This is a genomic window from Actinomycetospora aurantiaca (assembly GCF_037401875.1).
Taxonomy (GTDB): domain Bacteria; phylum Actinomycetota; class Actinomycetes; order Mycobacteriales; family Pseudonocardiaceae; genus Actinomycetospora; species Actinomycetospora aurantiaca.
This window is the reverse complement of the sequence record NZ_JBBEGN010000016.1, coordinates 13,083-28,636: the sequence shown is the minus strand read 5'-3', so window position 1 is coordinate 28,636 and position 15,554 is coordinate 13,083. Positions and strand designations below refer to the sequence as shown.

Genomic DNA, 15,554 nt, shown 5'->3' with positions numbered 1-15,554 from the left:
GCCCCGTCGCGCGACCAGATCGCGCGGAGGGGCCCTTCGCTCGTTCCGGAGCGGGCCGGCCGCACCTGGCGAAGGGCGCCCACGGCCCGTCTAGTCGACCGGAGGGGCCCTTCGCTCGCCATCGGCGCCGCACCGCGACGAACCGGACAGCGCGCCCGGGTCGCGCGGCCGCAGCGACTCCGCGACGATCACTCCCATGCGCGTCGTCATCTCCGGTTCGTCCGGACTCATCGGCACCGCCCTGGTCCCCCACCTGCGCGGCCGGGGCCACGAGGTGATCCGCCTGGTGCGGCGCACGCCACAGGCGCCCGACGAGCGCGGCTGGGACCCGCCGTCGGGACGGATCGACGACGGCGCGCTGGACGGCGCCGATGCCGTGATCAACCTGTCCGGCGCCGGGATCGGCGACAAGCGCTGGTCGGGCGCCCGCAAGCAGGAGCTGCGCGACAGCCGCACCATCCCCACCGACGTGCTCGCCCGCGCGGTGGCCGCCCGCGGCATCCCGGTGCTCGTGAGCGGCTCGGCGGTCGGGTTCTACGGCGACACCGGGAAGGTCGCGGTCGACGAGACCGGCGCCCGCGGCCGCGGGTTCCTCGCCGACCTGTGCCGCGACTGGGAGAACGCGACCGCCCCGGCGAGCGAGGCCGGCGCGCGCGTGGTGACGGTCCGCACCGGTCTGGTGCTCTCGCACTCCGGCGGGCTCATGGGGCGGCTCAAGCCGATCTTCCAGTTCGGGCTCGGCGGCAAGCTCGGGTCCGGCGAGCAGTACTGGCCGTGGATCTCGCTGGACGACGAGGTCGGCGCGATCACCCACGCCCTGGAGCACGACTCGGTGTCCGGGCCGCTCAACGCCACCGGCCCCGCGCCGGTCACCAACGCCGAGTTCACCCGCGTCATGGCCTCGACGATCCACCGGCCGGCGCCGTGGCTGGTGCCCGGCTTCGCCATGCGCGCGGTGCTCGGCGAGTTCGCCGACGAGGGCGTGCTGGTCAGCCAGCGGGTGCTGCCCGGGGTCCTCGAGGGAGAGGGGTACGCGTTCCAGCACCAGACGCTGCAGGCGGCCCTGTCCGCGGTGCTGGAATGAGCCTGCCCGACCAGGTCGACGTCCTCGTCGTCGGCGCGGGCCTGGCCGGCCTCAACGCCGCCCGCACCGTGGCCCGCTCCGGGCGGTCGGTCCTGGTGTGCGAGGCCTCCGACGGGGTCGGCGGGCGCGTGCGCACGGACACGGTCGACGGGTTCCTGGTCGACCGCGGGTTCCAGATCCTGAACACCTCCTACCCGGCGCTGCGGGCCGCGGTGGACCTGTCCGCGCTCGACCTGCACCCGTTCGTCCCCGGCGCCGCGGTCCGCACCGAGGACGGGACGCTGCACCACGTGGCGCGGCGCCCGTCGTGGCTGCCGCGCACCGCCGTGACCCGGCTGCTCTCGCTGCGGGGCAAGCTCGGCGTCGCCGCGTTCACCGCGCGCTCGGTGCTGACCCCGCCGCAGCGGCAGGCCGCGGCGCCGGAACGGTCGGCCGCCGACGACCTCGCCCGCTTCGGTCTCCACGGCGCGGACGTCGACCGCTTCCTGCGCCCGTTCCTGTCCGGGGTGCTCGGTGACGGCGAGCTCGCGACGTCCTCGCGGGTCGTCTCGCTGTTCTGGCGCACCTTCGCCCTCGGCGACCTGACCCTGCCCGGCCGCGGCATCGGCGCGATGACCACCCACCTCGCCGCGCGGCTGCCGGCGGGCACCGTCCGGCTGGACACCCCGGTCCGCGCGGTCGCGCCCGGCCGCGTGACCACCGACCACGGCCCGGTCCGGGCCGGGGCGGTGATCGTCGCGACCGAGGGCACCGACGCCGCGGCGCTGCTCGACGGCCGGGTCGAGGCCCCGCGCCCGTTCGCGCTCACGAGCCACTACCACGTGACCGACGAGCCGCCGACGCGCCGCGGCCTGCTCCACCTCGACGGCACCGGCGGCCCGATCGTCAACACGATGGTCCTGACGGCGGCCGTGCCCTCGTACTCCCCGGACCACCGCCACCTCGTCGTGTCCACGGTCCTCGGCGCCGAACCGCTGCCCGAGCCCCGGCTGCGCGCGGAGCTGGAGCGGATCTGGGGCGTGGGGACCGCCCGGTGGGAGCACCTCGCCACGCGGCCGATCCCGCACGCGCTGCCCCCCGCGCTGCCACCGACCCCGGCAGGGCTGCGCCGCCCGGTCGACCTCGGCGACGGCCTCCTCGTGGCCGGCGACCACCGCGACACGCCGTCGGTGCAGGGCGCCCTCGTCTCGGGCCGGCGCTGTGCGCAGGCGGCGCTGGCCGCGCTGCACTGAGCACCTCCCGGAGTAGCGTCGGGGCCATGGGGTCCCACCGCGCGAGCAGCGAGCCGATGCAGGTCCTGGACCTGGGCACCGTCGAGTACACCGCGGCGTGGGACCAGCAACGCGCCCACCACGCCGCGCGGGTGGCCCGCACCGGACCCGATGTCCTCATGCTCCTCGAGCACCCGAGCGTGTACACCGCGGGCAAGCGGACCCGGCCCGAGGACCGGCCGACCGACGGGACGCCGGTGGTCGACGTCGATCGCGGCGGGCGGATCACCTGGCACGGCCCCGGCCAGCTCGTCGGCTACCCGATCCTCCAGCTCGCCCAGCCCTACGACGTCGTCGACCACGTGCGCCGCCTCGAGGAGGCGCTCATCGCGGTCTGCGCCGGCTACGGGCTCGAGACCGGCCGCGTCGAGGGCCGCTCCGGGGTGTGGCTGGCCGCCGACGCGGGGCGTCCGGAGCGCAAGATCGCCGCCATCGGCGTGCGGGTCAGCCGCGGCACGACGCTGCACGGGTTCGCCCTGAACGCCGACCCGGACCTGACCGCCTTCGGCGCGATCGTCCCGTGCGGCATCGCGGACGCGGGCGTCACGAGCCTGACGGCCGAGCTCGGCCGGCGGGTCGGTGTCGACGAGGTCCGTTCGGCCGTTCGTGACGCCGTGCTGGCCGCGTTCTCGGGCGATCTGCCGGTGAGTGACCACCAACTGCTCCGTCCGGAGGTCACGGAGACGCTGAGAGTGGGCAACGTTGCCGTCCAGATGCTGTGACCTGATCACCGTCCGTCAGACATGAGCCACCGTTCGTCGCGCGCCGTGTCGGCAAACGCTGTGCGTGACGACATCGCGACGGACGGTCGCGGCATGTCCCACGACGAGCAGTCCCTCCCGACCACGGGGCCCGGGCGCACGACGGCCGGGCTCCTCGCCGCCGTCCTCGCGGTCCTCGCCGGCCTCACCGTCCTGGCGCCGGGCGCGTCCGCCGCCCCCGCCCCGACCGCCGCCCCGACCGCCGTCACACCGACGCAGGCGGCCCAGCTGACGAAGGTGGTCGCGCTGACCAACCAGTACCGCCAGCAGAACGGCTGTCAGGCCCTGACCCGCGACACCCGGGCCGACACGTCCGCACAGCGCCACGCCGACTGGATGAACCAGACCGGCACGTTCTCGCACACCGGCGCGAACGGGTCGAGCTTCGTCGACCGGATGAAGGCCGCCGGCTACCCGACCCCCGGTGGCGAGAACATCGCGCAGGGTCAGCGGGACGCCCAGGCGGTGATGACGGCGTGGATGAACTCTCCCGGCCACCGGGCCAACATCCTCAACTGCCGGTTCACGAAGATCGGCGTCGGGCTCGCGGGGACGAAGAACTACTGGGTGCAGAACTTCGGCTACTGAGTCGGCCCGGGCCGTGCGGCGCGTCCGTTCGGCCGTACCGCTCGACGACCGCACCGCTCCGGCGCGCCGCTCGTCGTGCCCGATCGCCCGTGACCTGTCCGTGACCTGACGCCGCTGCCACCGTCGACGACGTGAGCCGGCACCGACCCGATCAGCCACCCCGCCGCCGAGTCGCGCTCGGCGCCGGGGTGGCCGTCGTCGTCCTGGGCCTGGTCGCGGCGGCGCTGCTGCTGCGGCCCGGCACGGACGATGTGGACGGCACCGACGACGCGGACGCCGTCCGCGCCGCCGGCGCCGTCGCGGCCCTGCCCGCACCCGCCGTCCCCCCGGCCCTGCCCGCCCTCCCGGCCCTGCCCCCGGTGCCCACCGCCGCCCCCACGACCACCACCACGACGCCCCGACCGACGAGCACCACCACCCGCACCACGGCACGGCGGACCACGGCGCGCGCCGCCGCGGCTGCCGCGAGCGGACCCGCCGCTCGGGTCCTGGCCCTCGTGAACGCCGCCCGGGCCGACGCCGGCTGCGGCGCGGTCGCCGGGAACGGGACCCTCGACCGGGCCGCGGCGGACTACGCGGCCCTCATGGAGCGCACCGGGACGTTCTCGCACACCGGTCCGGACGGGTCCGACTTCTCCGACCGGGTCCGCGCCGCCGGCTACGACAGCCCGGGCGGCGAGAACATCGCCCAGGGACAGAGCAGCGCCGACGAGGTCATGGACGACTGGATGGAGTCCCCGGGGCACCGGCGCAATATCCTCGACTGCTCGTTCCGCACCCTGGGCGTGGGCGAGTCGGGGAACTACTGGGTGCAGGAGTTCGGGCGGTAGCTCACAGCCCGCAGGTCCCGGCCACGAACTCCAGGTGCGCGAGGTCGGACAGGTCGAGCACCTGCAGGTACACCCGCTCCACGCCGACGTCGGCGAACCGGGCGAGCCGGTCGGTGATCTCGGTCGCGGTCCCCGCGATGCCGTGCGCGCGCAGCTCGTCGGGCTCACGCCCGATCGCGGCCGCCCGCCGCTCCACCTCGGCCTCGGAGGTCCCCGCGCAGAGCACCTGGGCGGTCGAGTAGCGCAGGGTCGCCGGGTCGCGGCCGATCACGGCGCACTCCTCGCGGACCCGCGCGAACTGCGCCGCCACGTGCTCGACGGAGGCGAACGGGACGTTGACCTCGTCCGCGAAGCGGGCCGCCAGCGCCGGGGTGCGGCGCGGACCGGACCCGCCGACGATCACCGGCGGGTAGGGCTCCTGGAGCGGCTTGGGCAGGCCCGGGCTGTCGGTGAAGGTGTAGTGCTCGCCGGAGAAGGACCAGGGCCGCCCGACCGGGGAGCCCCACGCACCGGTCAGGATCTCCAGCTGCTCGGCGAGCATGTCGAACCGCTGCCCCAGCGGCGGGAACGGGATCCCGTACGCGTGGTGCTCATCGGAGTACCAGCCGGTGCCGATCCCGAGCTCGATCCGCCCGCCGGACATGTGGTCGACCTGCGCCACCGCGACGCCGAGCGGGCCCGGCAGCCGGAACGTGGCGGCCGTCATCAACGTGCCGAGCCGGATGACCGACGTCTCCCGCGCCAGCGCACCCAGCGTCACCCACGCGTCGGTGGGCCCGGGCAGGCCGGACGAGTGGCCCATCGCGAGGAAGTGGTCGGAGCGGAAGAACGCGTCGTAGCGGCACTCCTCCGCACACCGGGCCACCCGCAGCAGGTCGTCGTAGGTCGCGCCCTGCTGCGGTTCGGTGAAGATCCGGAGGTCCATGACGTCGATCAGCCTAACGGGGCATCCCGCGTAGGCTGGGACCCGTGACCACGAGCGCTGATCCCACGGCACCGGCAGGACGCAAGCTGCTCCGCCTCGAGGTCCGCAACTCCCAGACGCCCATCGAGCGCAAGCCCGAGTGGATCCGCACCCGTGTGCAGACCGGCCCGAACTTCTCCGAGCTCAAGGGCATGGTGCGCTCCGCCGGGCTCGCCACCGTCTGCGAGGAGGCGGGCTGCCCCAACATCTACGAGTGCTGGGAGGACCGCGAGGCGACGTTCCTCATCGGCGGCGAGCAGTGCACCCGGCGGTGCGACTTCTGCCAGATCGACACCGGGAAGCCCTCCCCGCTCGACCGTTTCGAGCCGCGCAAGGTCGCCGAGTCGGTGCGCCAGATGGGGCTGCGCTACTCGACGATCACCGGCGTCGCCCGCGACGACCTGGACGACGGCGGGTCCTGGCTCTACGCCGAGACCGTCCGGCAGGTGCACGAGCTCAACCCGGGCACCGGCGTCGAGCTGCTGATCCCGGACTTCGACGGCCGGGACGACCAGCTGGGCCCGGTCTTCGACGCGGCCCCCGAGGTGCTCGCGCACAACCTCGAGACCGTGCCGCGCATCTTCCGGCGCATCCGCCCGGCCTTCCGCTACGAGCGCTCGCTCGACGTGATCCGCAAGGCGCGCGCCGCGGGCCTCGTCACGAAGTCGAACCTCATCCTCGGCATGGGCGAGACCCCCGAGGAGGTCACGGCGGCGATGCAGGACCTGCACGACGCCGGGTGCGACCTGCTCACGCTCACCCAGTACCTGCGCCCGTCGCTGCGCCACCACCCGGTGGAGCGGTGGGTGAAGCCCGAGGAGTTCGTGGAGCACCGGGACGCCGCCCTGGAGATGGGGATCGCCGGCGTGATGGCCGGGCCGCTGGTGCGGTCGTCGTACCGGGCGGGCCGGCTCTACGCGCAGGCCAAGCTGCACCGCGGCGAGGCGCTGCCCGAGGGCATGGAGGAGCTGGCGGCCGAGGGCGAGGCCCGCCAGGAGGTCGGATCGGTCCTCGCGCGCCGCGCGTAGGCCGCCATCCGGCAGAATGGGCGGCATGGCCAAGGGCACTGCCGGTAAGGCGACCAAGGAAGAGAAGAAGGCCGCCAGGCAGGCTGCGCGGGCGGCGCGCAAGCAGCGCTGGTCGCAGATCTGGCAGGCCTTCCAGATGCAGCGCAAGGAGGACAAGCTCCTCCTGCCGCTGATGATCGGGGCCGTCGTCGTGACGGCGTTGATCTTCCTGGTCATCGGGCTGCTCATCGGGCAGTCCTGGTACCTGGTGCCGATCGGGGTCATCCTCGGCCTGGCGGTCGCGATGATCGTGTTCGGGCGCCGCGTGCAGAACAACGTGTACGCCAAGGCCGACGGCCAGCCCGGCGCCGCCGGCTGGGCGCTGGACAACATGCGCGGCCCGTGGCGGGTGACGCAGGCGGTCGCCGGCACCACCCAGCTCGACGTCGTGCACCGCGTCATCGGCCGGCCCGGGGTGATCCTCGTGGCCGAGGGCGCCTCGCACCGCACCAAGGGCCTGCTCGCGCAGGAGAAGAAGAAGGTCTCGCGCGTCGCCGGGCAGGTGCCGATCTACGAGGTCGCGGTCGGGAAGTCCGAGGGCGAGGTGGAGCTCTCCAAGCTGCAGCGCCACATGGCGAAGCTCCCCCGCAACATCGACCGCTCGCAGATGGACACCCTCGAGAAGCGGCTGGCCGCGATCGCCGGCCGCGGCGGGCCGGCGATGCCGAAGGGCCCGGTGCCCAAGGGCGCGCAGATGAAGGGCATGCAGCGCACCGTGCGCCGTCGCTGATCAGCGGGTGCGGACCACGACCGTGCGGCTGACGCGGTCGTGCAGCCCGCGCGCGTCCCGGTCTATGATCACGGCCGGGATCACGAAGAACAGCGACACCGTGCGGGCCAGGGCCCACGCGCCGACGCGGTCGGCGCCGTCGGCGCGCAGCACCCGCAGCCCGGTGAGCACCATCGCGGGCGTCTGGCCGAGGAGCGCGACCGGCACGGTCACCAGCACCGCCCACACGGCCAGGCTGAGGTAGGTCGGCGCCGGGAACGAGATCGCCGAGGCCACCAGGCCGCCGACGAGCAGGTCGAGCAGGAACTGCCCGAGGCGTCGTGGAGGGCTCGCGACCGAGCCCGGCCCGGACTCCGGCAGGCCGAGGTCCTGGCCCGGCCACCCGCCGTCGGCCGTGTCGCCCTCGTGGTTCGGGGACCCGACGCTCGCCGACGCCGGCCGCCCGTTCGGCCTAGCGGTGGGCACGTCCCGTGCACGGGCCGGTCGTCCGTCGCGTTCCGGACCACCGTCCGACGCCCGGTCGGGCCTGTCGTCGGTGAGCCATTCACGAAACCACGACACTCTGACAGGCTACGGTGCCGCGTCGTCGAGACGCGTCCCGGCAACGGAGCCCGAGCAGTGTGACGCGTGCCCGTTAACTGCTGCGAAACATCGGTGCGACGGATGAGAAACGTCCGCCGCCTAGCGTCCGGAGTCACCTGATGCGGTGATCCGGTCCTGCCGGGCGGGTCGCTCGACCGGAAGACAGTGCCTCGAGAAGGAGCCAGTGAGGGTGTTCAGCAACAAGGACGAGGTCTTCAAGTACATCTCCGACGAGGGGGTGCAGTACGTCGACGTCCGGTTCTGCGACCTCCCCGGCCAGATGCAGCACTTCACCGTGCCCGCCTCGGAGTTCAGCGAGGGCGTCTTCAACGACGGCCTCGCCTTCGACGGCTCGTCGGTCACCGGGTTCCAGACCATCAACGAGTCGGACATGACGCTGCTGCCCGACGTGGCGACCGCGCGCATCGACCCGTTCCGGGCCCAGAAGACCCTGAACATGAACTTCTTCGTGCACGACCCGCTGACGCTCGAGGCCTACAGCCGCGACCCGCGCAACGTGGCCCGCAAGGCGGAGAACTTCCTGTCCACCGTCGACGTGGCGGACACCTGCTTCTTCGGCCCCGAGGCCGAGTTCTACATCTTCGACGAGGTCCGCTACGAGTCCTCGATGCGGACCCAGTTCTACGCCGTCGACTCGATCGAGGGCGCCTGGAACACCGGGCGCGACGAGCCGGGCGGCAACAAGGGCTACAAGATCAAGGCCAAGGGCGGCTACTTCCCGGTCGAGCCGACCGACCAGACCTCCGACCTGCGCGCGGCGATCGGCACCAACCTCATGAACTCGGGCTTCGAGCTCGAGAAGCTGCACCACGAGGTCGGCACCGGCGGCCAGGCCGAGATCAACTACAAGTTCAACACGCTGCTGCACGCGGCGGACGACCTGCAGCTGTTCAAGTACATCGTCAAGAACACGGCGTGGCAGGCCGGCAAGACCGTGACCTTCATGCCGAAGCCGATCGCGGGCGACAACGGCTCGGGCATGCACTGCCACCAGTCGCTGTTCAAGGGCGGCGAGCCGCTGTTCTACGACGAGAATGGCTACGCCGGGCTCTCCGACCTGGCCCGCCACTACATCGGCGGCATCCTGCACCACGCGCCCTCGCTCGTGGCGTTCACCAACGCCACCGCGAACTCCTACCACCGCCTGGTGCCCGGCTTCGAGGCCCCGATCAACCTGGTCTACTCGAACCGCAACCGCTCGGCGTGCGTGCGCATCCCGATCACCGGCAACAACCCGAAGGCCAAGCGCCTCGAGTTCCGCTGCCCGGACTCGTCGGGCAACCCGTACCTGTCGTTCGCGGCCATGATGATGGCGGGCCTCGACGGCATCCGGAACAAGATCGAGCCGCCGACGCCGGTCGACAAGGACCTCTACGAGCTCCCGCCGGAGGAGGCCGCCAACATCGCGCAGGTGCCGGCCAGCCTCGACGCCGCGGTGAACAACCTCGAGGCCGACCACGACTACCTGCTCGAGGGCGGCGTGTTCACCTCCGACCTGATCGAGAAGTGGATCGAGCTCAAGCGCGACGACGTCACGGGCCTGCGGCTGCGCCCGCACCCGTACGAGTTCGAGCTGTACTACAACTGCTGATCTCCTGATCGGCCCGCACCGGCCCGGTCACCCCTCGGGGGTGGCCGGGCCGTTCTGCGTTCCCGACGTCGGGTCGGGGCGGGTCGGGCACGTCGTCGTGAGTCCGAGTGCGCCGGGGCGCCCGACCGCCGGGCGCGAGTGCGACACCGCGCAGATCGAGAGGCACGCGCGGATGCCTGGTGTCACTCTCCCGGCGACCGGCCGAGCACCATCTCGTCGAGCCGCGCGAAGTGGGGCGGGGACCGATCGGTCCGCGCTCTGGAACGGGATCTTCGCGTTCCTCCGCGACGTCGAGCGGCACGCATCGCGGCGAGCCGGGTCGGTTCACCGCCGGTCGGGCACGTCGTCGCGCGGGGACAGCGCCGCCGCCGCCACGTACTGGTAGACGTAGCGGATCTCCTCGCCCTGGCTGATCGGCACGCAGACCCAGCCCACCCACTCCCCCGTCGTCGTGCGGCGCCAGCCGAGGAGCTCCCCCGGGACCCGGCTCTGGAGGTCGACCCCGTCGGGCACGGCGCGGGGCGGCCGGCCCGCCGGACGCGGGTACGCGACGGCCAGGTCCACCCACACCCGGCGGACCTCGGTGCGCTGCAGGGCGCCCGAGCGATCGTTGCGGCGCTGCGCCGGCCCACGCTCCTCGAACACGTGTTCGATGATGACGGGCGACCCCCGCCCGGCGCCAGCCGGTCCGCCCACATCACCCGTCGTGACGATCGACGGAGCGTCACGACATCCGCGAGAAGTGTCAATTTTCGACATAAATCCGGGATATCGGCCCCGACTGCTTGCCCCGCTCGCCACCCTGTGTGACTCTATGGCGGTCCACACAGGTGAGGAACTCCCTCTCCGGACACCGAACAGTCACGTGGAGTGAGGAGATCGACCATGCGCAAGAGCCTGCCGACCTGGAAGTCCACCCTCGGCATCGTCGCGGTCACCGGTGCCGCGCTGCTGGCCACCGCACCCCCAGCCCTGGCCCAGGATGGTGGGGGTGGCCCCGATCCGACCACCGCACCCGTGCAGGAGCGGGTGTCGGCCGAGGTCCTGCCCGGGGTCGTCTACCTCCAGACCGACGTGCACACCTACCTGCGCAACATGGCCGACGGCTCCATCGAGGGCCCCTTCGACCTCAGCATGCAGTGCACCGGCTTCGTCGTGAACCCGAACGGCTACATCGCGACCGCCGGCCACTGCGTCTCCGACCTGGACATCCAGGAGGAGCTGGCCACCGAGATCTCCACCAGCGCCGCCCGGTCCGGATACGACGCCACCACGACCTACGACTACGTGATGGCGAACTACAAGCTCGAGGGCGACGTCGGCGGCTCGCCGGCCGACAAGAAGGTGTCGGTGTCCCGCGCCTCCGAGGGGCCGCAGCAGACCCCGATGCAGGCCCAGATCGTCGACTCGAAGCCCAACGCGCAGGGCGACGTGGCGCTGCTGAAGGTCAATGCCACCAACCTCCCGACCGTCGAGGTCGCACCGCCGAACTCGACCACCACGGGCACGCAGGTGATGAGCATCGGCTACCCGGGCGTCGTCGACCAGGTGATGGACCCGAGCCTGCAGCCGACCTTCAAGGACGGCTCGGTCAGCGGCACGCAGAACCAGAACGGCATCCCGTTCCTGCAGATCACCGCGGACATGGGCCAGGGCATGAGCGGTGGCCCGACGGTCGACCAGCAGGGCCAGGTCGTCGGCATCAACAGCATGGGCATCAGCGAGCGCAGCGCCTCGTTCAACTACGTCGCGCCGAGCTCGACCCTGCAGGAGATGCTCGCCCGCAACGGCGTCCAGGCCCAGCCCGGCGCCTTCGACCAGGCCTACCGGGCCGGTCTGGCGGACTACTACCAGGGCTACTACTCCGACGCCGAGGAGCAGTTCGCGACGGTCCTCGACATCGCGCCGGACTCGAAGGTCGCGGCCGACTACAAGGCGAAGGCCGCCCGCGCCCACGACCAGTTCGGGGACAAGGGCATGGGCCTGCTCGGCTGGGGCCTGATCGGCGGCGGTGTGCTGTTCGTGCTGGTCGTCGCCGGGATCGCGGTCGGGATCGTCGTCCGGAACAAGCGTCGGCGGGCTGCCGTGGCCGCCCCGCAGGTCTCCGTCGCCCAGCCCGGCTTCGGCCTGCCGACCGGCTACCAGGTGCCGCTCCAGCAGACCCCCGCGACCCTCGCCCAGCAGCAGTACGGCCGGCAGGTCCCGCAGCCGCAGTACGCCCCGCAGCAGTTCCAGGCCCCGGCCGGCTTCGGTGCCGCGCCGTACGGGCAGCACGGCGCGATGCCCGCCGCCCCGGCCTCTCCCCCGGTCGGCTTCCCGGCCCCGGCCGCCCCGGCGGCCCCGGCAGCCGAGGTCGCCCCGGCGGCCCCGGTCGCCGTCGCCACGCCGCCCGCCGGCATGGCTCCGGTGGCCCCGGCGGCTCCCGCGACTCCCCTGACCGAGGCCCCGAGCGGCCCCGGCCACTGCCCGAACTGCGGCACCGCCCGCGCCACCGGCGCCCGCTTCTGCGGAGGCTGCGGGGTGGGCCTCGCCTGACCGGCCCCACGAGCGATCAGCGTAGAACCCCCCGGGTCACCCGGGGGGTTCTACGCATTCCCCCGCCCCGCTCGCTTCGTAGTTTCAGCGTCACCGCTGGTCAGGGACCTCGACAGGTCCCACGGATACGAAGCGAGCACCGCCATGAAGCGAGTCGTGACCACCCTGCTCACCGGCGCCGTCGTCGGGGGCGCCCTCCTGATGACCGCCGCCCCCGCCGTCGCGCAGACCGAACCGGCCCTCCCCCGCGAGCGTCTCGTCGCGGAGGTGCTGCCCGCGGTCACCTACGTCGAGACCCGCGCCACCGGCTGGGTCCGCGAGAAGGGCACCGGCCGGGAGATCGGCACCGTGGCCGTCACCGGGACCTGCTCCGGGGTGATCGTCGCGAACGACGGCCACGTGGCCACCGCCGGGCACTGCGTCGACGCGACCGACCTGACCGACTCGCTGCGCCGCCGCCTCGCCGGCGACGTCGCGACCACCCCCGGCGCCACCGGCACCGCCATCCAGTACGAGGCCTTCATCCTCGCCCGCTACGACATCGGCGGCCCCACGCCCGGGAGCCCGGTGGAGCGCGACGTCACCGTCGTGCGGGCGGACGCCTCCGGGCCGGAGAAGCGCCTGGACGCGGAGATCGTCGACTCCGTGCCCAACGAGCGCGGCGACGTCGCCCTGCTCGACGTCGACGGCGAGAACCTCCCCGCCGCCGCCCTCGCCCCGGCCGGCGACCCCACGCCCGGCACCCCGGTCACGGCGGTCGGCTACCCCGCCGACCGCGACCGGCTCATGGACCCCAGCCGCGACCCGAGCTGGAAGGACGGCACCGTCAGCTCCGTCCAGACCCGCGACGGCGTCCCGTTCGTGGAGGTCAGCGCGGACATGGCGCCCGGCATGAGCGGCGGGCCCGCGGTCGACGCCCGCGGCCGGGTCGTCGGCCTGAACAGCATGGGGATCGGCGACTCCGGCGCCTTCAACTTCCTGGCGCCGAGCTCCGCGCTGCGCAGCATGCTCGAGCGGCACGGCGTCGTCACCGCGCCCGGCCCGGTCGACACCCGCTACCGCGCCGGCCTCGACGCCCTCGCCACCGGCGAGAACGCCGACGCGGTCGCCGCGTTCACCGAGGTCACCCGCCTGCGCCCGGACCACACGCAGGCCGCGAAGCAGCTCACCACGGCTCAGCAGGCCTACGCGACGGTCGGCGACGCGAGCGAGACCCGCACCCGCACGCTCGCGATCGTCGCGGCCTCGGTGGTGGCGTTCCTGGTCCTCGCCGGCGGCGTCCTCACGGCGGTCCTGCTGGTCCGCCGCTCCCGCCGCCGGGCCCCGGCCTTCCCGACGACCGGTCCGGTCGGCTTCCCCGCCGGGCACCCCAGCGGCCCCTTCCCGACGGCGGGTCCCGCGCCGGCTCCGTTCGCGACCCCGCCGTGGGGCACCGTCCCGGCCCCGCGGCCGGAGGAGGAGCCGGCGCCCACCGTGGAGCGGACCCCCGAGGACCGCTGAACCCGAGCACGTCGAGCCCCTCCGGGTCCTCCCGGAGGGGCTCGACGCGTCCGCCGAGGCTGTCGGTGGTCGCTGCGATGGTGCGACCATGACCGTCACGGATCACCGAGGAGGCGCACCGTGGCCGCACCGCAGCACCAGGACGAGGCCCCCGGCTTCCTCGACCGCTCCGAGCCCTGGACGGAGCGGGACTGGCTCGAGCTCCCGGAGAAGAGTCCCGTTGAGCTCGTCGACGGTGCACTCGTGATGAGCCCTCGCGGGTCGAACCAGCACCAACGGCTCGCCTACCGGAGCTTCGCGGCCCTCGACGCCGCGGCGGCCCCGCAGTGGTCCGTCGTCGGCGAGCCGACGGTGCGCGTCGGGCGGAACAGACTGCTCATGCCGGACGTCGGCGTGATGCGACATGGCCTCGACCCCGCGACGGTCGTCAACGAGGCGGCGGACGTGGTGCTCGTCGTCGAGGTCGTGAGCCCGGGCAACGCCGCGCACGACCGGATCCTCAAGCCCCACCTCTACGCGGAGGCCGGGATCCGGTGGTACCTCCGGATCGAGCAGGACGGCCCCGTCGGGCACCTGCACGAACTCGTCGACGGCGCCTACCGCGAGGTCGCGACCGGCCCCGTCGTCGAGCTCACCGAGCCGTTCCCCGCGATCCTGGACCTGCCGCACCTCGCCCGCTGAGCGCCAGGATCCGGTCGACGGAGAGGTCCACGTCCGCCGTGGTCGTCGACCAGTTCGACACCGAGAACCGCAGGGCGGGCACGCCGTCCCACACCGTGGTGCCGACCCAGCACGTCCCGTCCTCGGCGACCGCCCGCGCGAGCCCGGCGACGTCGACCCCGGGGAAGCGCACCAGCACCTGGTTGAGCACGACGTCGTTCACCACCTCCGCGTGCCCCGCGAACCGCTCCGCCGCCCGCGCCGCGAGGTCGCAGCACCGGTCCACCAGGTCGGCGACGCCCTGCCGGCCCAGGGTCCGCAGCGCCGCGTAGACCGGCACGCCCCGGGCCCGGCGGGAGTTCTCCAGCGTGCGGGTGGACGGGTCCTGCTCGCCGAGCGGGAGGTAGGGCGCCGACACCGACATCGCGGTGGCCAGCGCGGCACGGTCGCGGACCACCGCCAGCGCCGAGTCGTAGGGGACGTTGAGCCACTTGTGCGCGTCGACCGCCCAGGAGTCGGCGCGGTCGGCGCCCGCCACGAGGTGGCGCCGCGTCGGGGACGCCGCGGCCCACAGCCCGAACGCCCCGTCGACGTGCAGCCAGGCGTTCTCCCGCGCCCGGACCACGTCGGCGATCGCGTCCAGCGGGTCGCACGCCCCGGTGTTCACCTGCCCGGCCTGGGCGCACACCAGCACCGGGCCGGGCGCCGCGTCGAGGGCCGCGGCCAGCGCGTCCGGGAGCATCGCGCCCTGCGCGTCGGCCGGGACCCGGACCGCGTGCCGGGCGCCGAACCCGAGCAGGCGCAGCGCCTGGAGCACGGTGGCGTGCCCGGCCGCGCCCACCAGCACCGTCACCGGCGGCGCGCCCGCGAGTCCGTCGGCCTCGACGTCGTGACCCGCGGCCGCGAGCAGGGCGTGCCGCGCGGCGGCCAGGCATGCGATGTTCGCCGTCTGGGCCCCGGTCGCGAAGCCCACCGCAGCGTCGGTGGGCAGGCCGAGCAGGTCGAGCGCCCACCGGCCCGCGACCTCCTCGACGACGGCCGCGGCCGGCGACATCACCGCGACCGCGGCGTCCTGGTCCGCCGCCGTCACCATCCAGTCGGCCGCGAGCGCCACCGGCAGCGTCCCGCCGGTGACGAACCCGAAGTAGCGCGGGCCGCCGCTGGCCACCAGGCCCGGCTCCAGCGCGGCCGCGAGGTCGTCGAGCACCCCGGCCGCGGGGAGCCCGTCGTCGGGGAGGTCGCCGAGGGCCGCCCGCAGCGCCGCCGGGTCCGCCGGCACCCCGACCGGGCGCGTCGGCAGGGAGGCGAGCCACCGGTCGGCGAACCGCCGGGCCGCGTCGAGCTCCTCGATCACGGGCGAGCTCACCGGA

Annotated in this window: 15 protein-coding genes; 11 read left to right on the top strand and 4 right to left on the bottom strand. The window is 73.8% G+C overall.

Going from position 1 to position 15,554, the window contains the following annotated elements; genetic code table 11:
- Positions 1–196: 196 nt before the first annotated feature.
- From WCD74_RS23720 to WCD74_RS23700, 5 genes are all read left to right on the top strand, one after another.
- Positions 197–1,084 carry a TIGR01777 family oxidoreductase gene (locus WCD74_RS23720; protein ID WP_337697363.1) on the top strand — a complete coding sequence of 296 codons (888 nt, stop codon included), beginning with the start codon at positions 197–199 and terminating at the stop codon, positions 1,082–1,084.
- Positions 1,081–2,316, top strand: a complete 1,236-nt coding sequence (locus WCD74_RS23715; RefSeq protein WP_337697362.1) for an NAD(P)/FAD-dependent oxidoreductase — start codon at positions 1,081–1,083, stop codon at positions 2,314–2,316. Before WCD74_RS23720 ends, WCD74_RS23715 begins: the two co-directional genes overlap by 4 nt.
- Positions 2,317–2,342: 26 nt before the next feature.
- On the top strand, positions 2,343–3,077 hold the full coding sequence (gene lipB, locus WCD74_RS23710; RefSeq protein WP_337697361.1) for a lipoyl(octanoyl) transferase LipB: 735 nt from the start codon (positions 2,343–2,345) through the stop codon (positions 3,075–3,077).
- A 93-nt stretch (positions 3,078–3,170) separates the two neighbouring features.
- A complete protein-coding gene (locus WCD74_RS23705; RefSeq protein ID WP_337697360.1) occupies positions 3,171–3,704 on the top strand; it encodes a CAP domain-containing protein in 534 nt (177 codons plus the stop codon).
- A 131-nt stretch (positions 3,705–3,835) separates the two neighbouring features.
- Positions 3,836–4,534 (top strand): CAP domain-containing protein, encoded by a 699-nt coding sequence (locus WCD74_RS23700; RefSeq protein ID WP_337697359.1) that lies wholly within the window; start codon positions 3,836–3,838, stop codon positions 4,532–4,534.
- Between the two features lies 1 nt (position 4,535).
- On the opposite strand, the gene WCD74_RS23695 is transcribed toward WCD74_RS23700, so the two are convergent.
- Positions 4,536–5,459, bottom strand: a complete 924-nt coding sequence (locus tag WCD74_RS23695; protein ID WP_337697358.1) for an LLM class F420-dependent oxidoreductase — start codon at positions 5,457–5,459, stop codon at positions 4,536–4,538.
- A 44-nt stretch (positions 5,460–5,503) separates the two neighbouring features.
- Here WCD74_RS23695 and lipA point away from each other — a divergent pair, with 44 nt between their 5' ends.
- Both lipA and WCD74_RS23685 read left to right on the top strand, forming a co-directional pair.
- Positions 5,504–6,526, top strand: coding sequence for a lipoyl synthase (lipA, locus tag WCD74_RS23690; protein WP_337697357.1), 1,023 nt, complete (start codon positions 5,504–5,506; stop codon positions 6,524–6,526).
- 25 nt (positions 6,527–6,551) lie between these two features.
- Complete coding sequence (locus WCD74_RS23685; RefSeq protein ID WP_337697356.1) at positions 6,552–7,295, top strand: DUF4191 domain-containing protein; 744 nt, start codon at positions 6,552–6,554, stop codon at positions 7,293–7,295.
- Here WCD74_RS23685 and WCD74_RS23680 read toward each other — a convergent pair whose 3' ends face one another.
- Positions 7,296–7,760, bottom strand: a complete 465-nt coding sequence (locus tag WCD74_RS23680) for an RDD family protein (RefSeq protein WP_337697355.1) — start codon at positions 7,758–7,760, stop codon at positions 7,296–7,298.
- Between the two features lie 307 nt (positions 7,761–8,067).
- Here WCD74_RS23680 and glnA point away from each other — a divergent pair, with 307 nt between their 5' ends.
- Positions 8,068–9,489, top strand: a complete 1,422-nt coding sequence (glnA, locus tag WCD74_RS23675) for a type I glutamate--ammonia ligase (protein WP_337697354.1) — start codon at positions 8,068–8,070, stop codon at positions 9,487–9,489.
- Between the two features lie 324 nt (positions 9,490–9,813).
- Here glnA and WCD74_RS23670 read toward each other — a convergent pair whose 3' ends face one another.
- A complete protein-coding gene (locus WCD74_RS23670) occupies positions 9,814–10,134 on the bottom strand; it encodes a hypothetical protein (RefSeq protein ID WP_337697353.1) in 321 nt (106 codons plus the stop codon).
- Positions 10,135–10,374: 240 nt separating this feature from the next.
- On the opposite strand from WCD74_RS23670, the gene WCD74_RS23665 reads away from it, so the two are divergent.
- From WCD74_RS23665 to WCD74_RS23655, 3 genes are all read left to right on the top strand, one after another.
- Positions 10,375–12,024 (top strand): trypsin-like peptidase domain-containing protein, encoded by a 1,650-nt coding sequence (locus WCD74_RS23665; protein ID WP_337697352.1) that lies wholly within the window; start codon positions 10,375–10,377, stop codon positions 12,022–12,024.
- Positions 12,025–12,168: 144 nt separating this feature from the next.
- Positions 12,169–13,524, top strand: coding sequence for a S1 family peptidase (locus WCD74_RS23660; protein ID WP_337697351.1), 1,356 nt, complete (start codon positions 12,169–12,171; stop codon positions 13,522–13,524).
- 120 nt (positions 13,525–13,644) lie between these two features.
- On the top strand, positions 13,645–14,205 hold the full coding sequence (locus WCD74_RS23655) for a Uma2 family endonuclease (RefSeq protein ID WP_337697350.1): 561 nt from the start codon (positions 13,645–13,647) through the stop codon (positions 14,203–14,205).
- On the opposite strand, the gene WCD74_RS23650 is transcribed toward WCD74_RS23655, so the two are convergent.
- Positions 14,156–15,550, bottom strand: coding sequence for a pyridoxal phosphate-dependent decarboxylase family protein (locus WCD74_RS23650; protein ID WP_337697349.1), 1,395 nt, complete (start codon positions 15,548–15,550; stop codon positions 14,156–14,158). The two genes, WCD74_RS23655 and WCD74_RS23650, sit on opposite strands and share 50 nt — an antisense overlap.
- Positions 15,551–15,554: the final 4 nt, after the last annotated feature.

What these genes read in the sequence shown, in the direction of transcription:
- WCD74_RS23720 (WP_337697363.1), top strand. Translation starts at nt 197, where the DNA reads ATGCGCGTCGTCATCTCCGGTTCGTCCGGACTCATCGGCACCGCCCTG.
- WCD74_RS23715 (WP_337697362.1), top strand. Translation starts at nt 1,081, where the DNA reads ATGAGCCTGCCCGACCAGGTCGACGTCCTCGTCGTCGGCGCGGGCCTG.
- lipB (WP_337697361.1), top strand. Translation starts at nt 2,343, where the DNA reads ATGGGGTCCCACCGCGCGAGCAGCGAGCCGATGCAGGTCCTGGACCTG.
- WCD74_RS23705 (WP_337697360.1), top strand. Translation starts at nt 3,171, where the DNA reads ATGTCCCACGACGAGCAGTCCCTCCCGACCACGGGGCCCGGGCGCACG.
- WCD74_RS23695 (WP_337697358.1), bottom strand. Translation starts at nt 5,459, where the DNA reads ATGGACCTCCGGATCTTCACCGAACCGCAGCAGGGCGCGACCTACGAC.
- WCD74_RS23685 (WP_337697356.1), top strand. Translation starts at nt 6,552, where the DNA reads ATGGCCAAGGGCACTGCCGGTAAGGCGACCAAGGAAGAGAAGAAGGCC.
- WCD74_RS23665 (WP_337697352.1), top strand. Translation starts at nt 10,375, where the DNA reads ATGCGCAAGAGCCTGCCGACCTGGAAGTCCACCCTCGGCATCGTCGCG.
- WCD74_RS23660 (WP_337697351.1), top strand. Translation starts at nt 12,169, where the DNA reads ATGAAGCGAGTCGTGACCACCCTGCTCACCGGCGCCGTCGTCGGGGGC.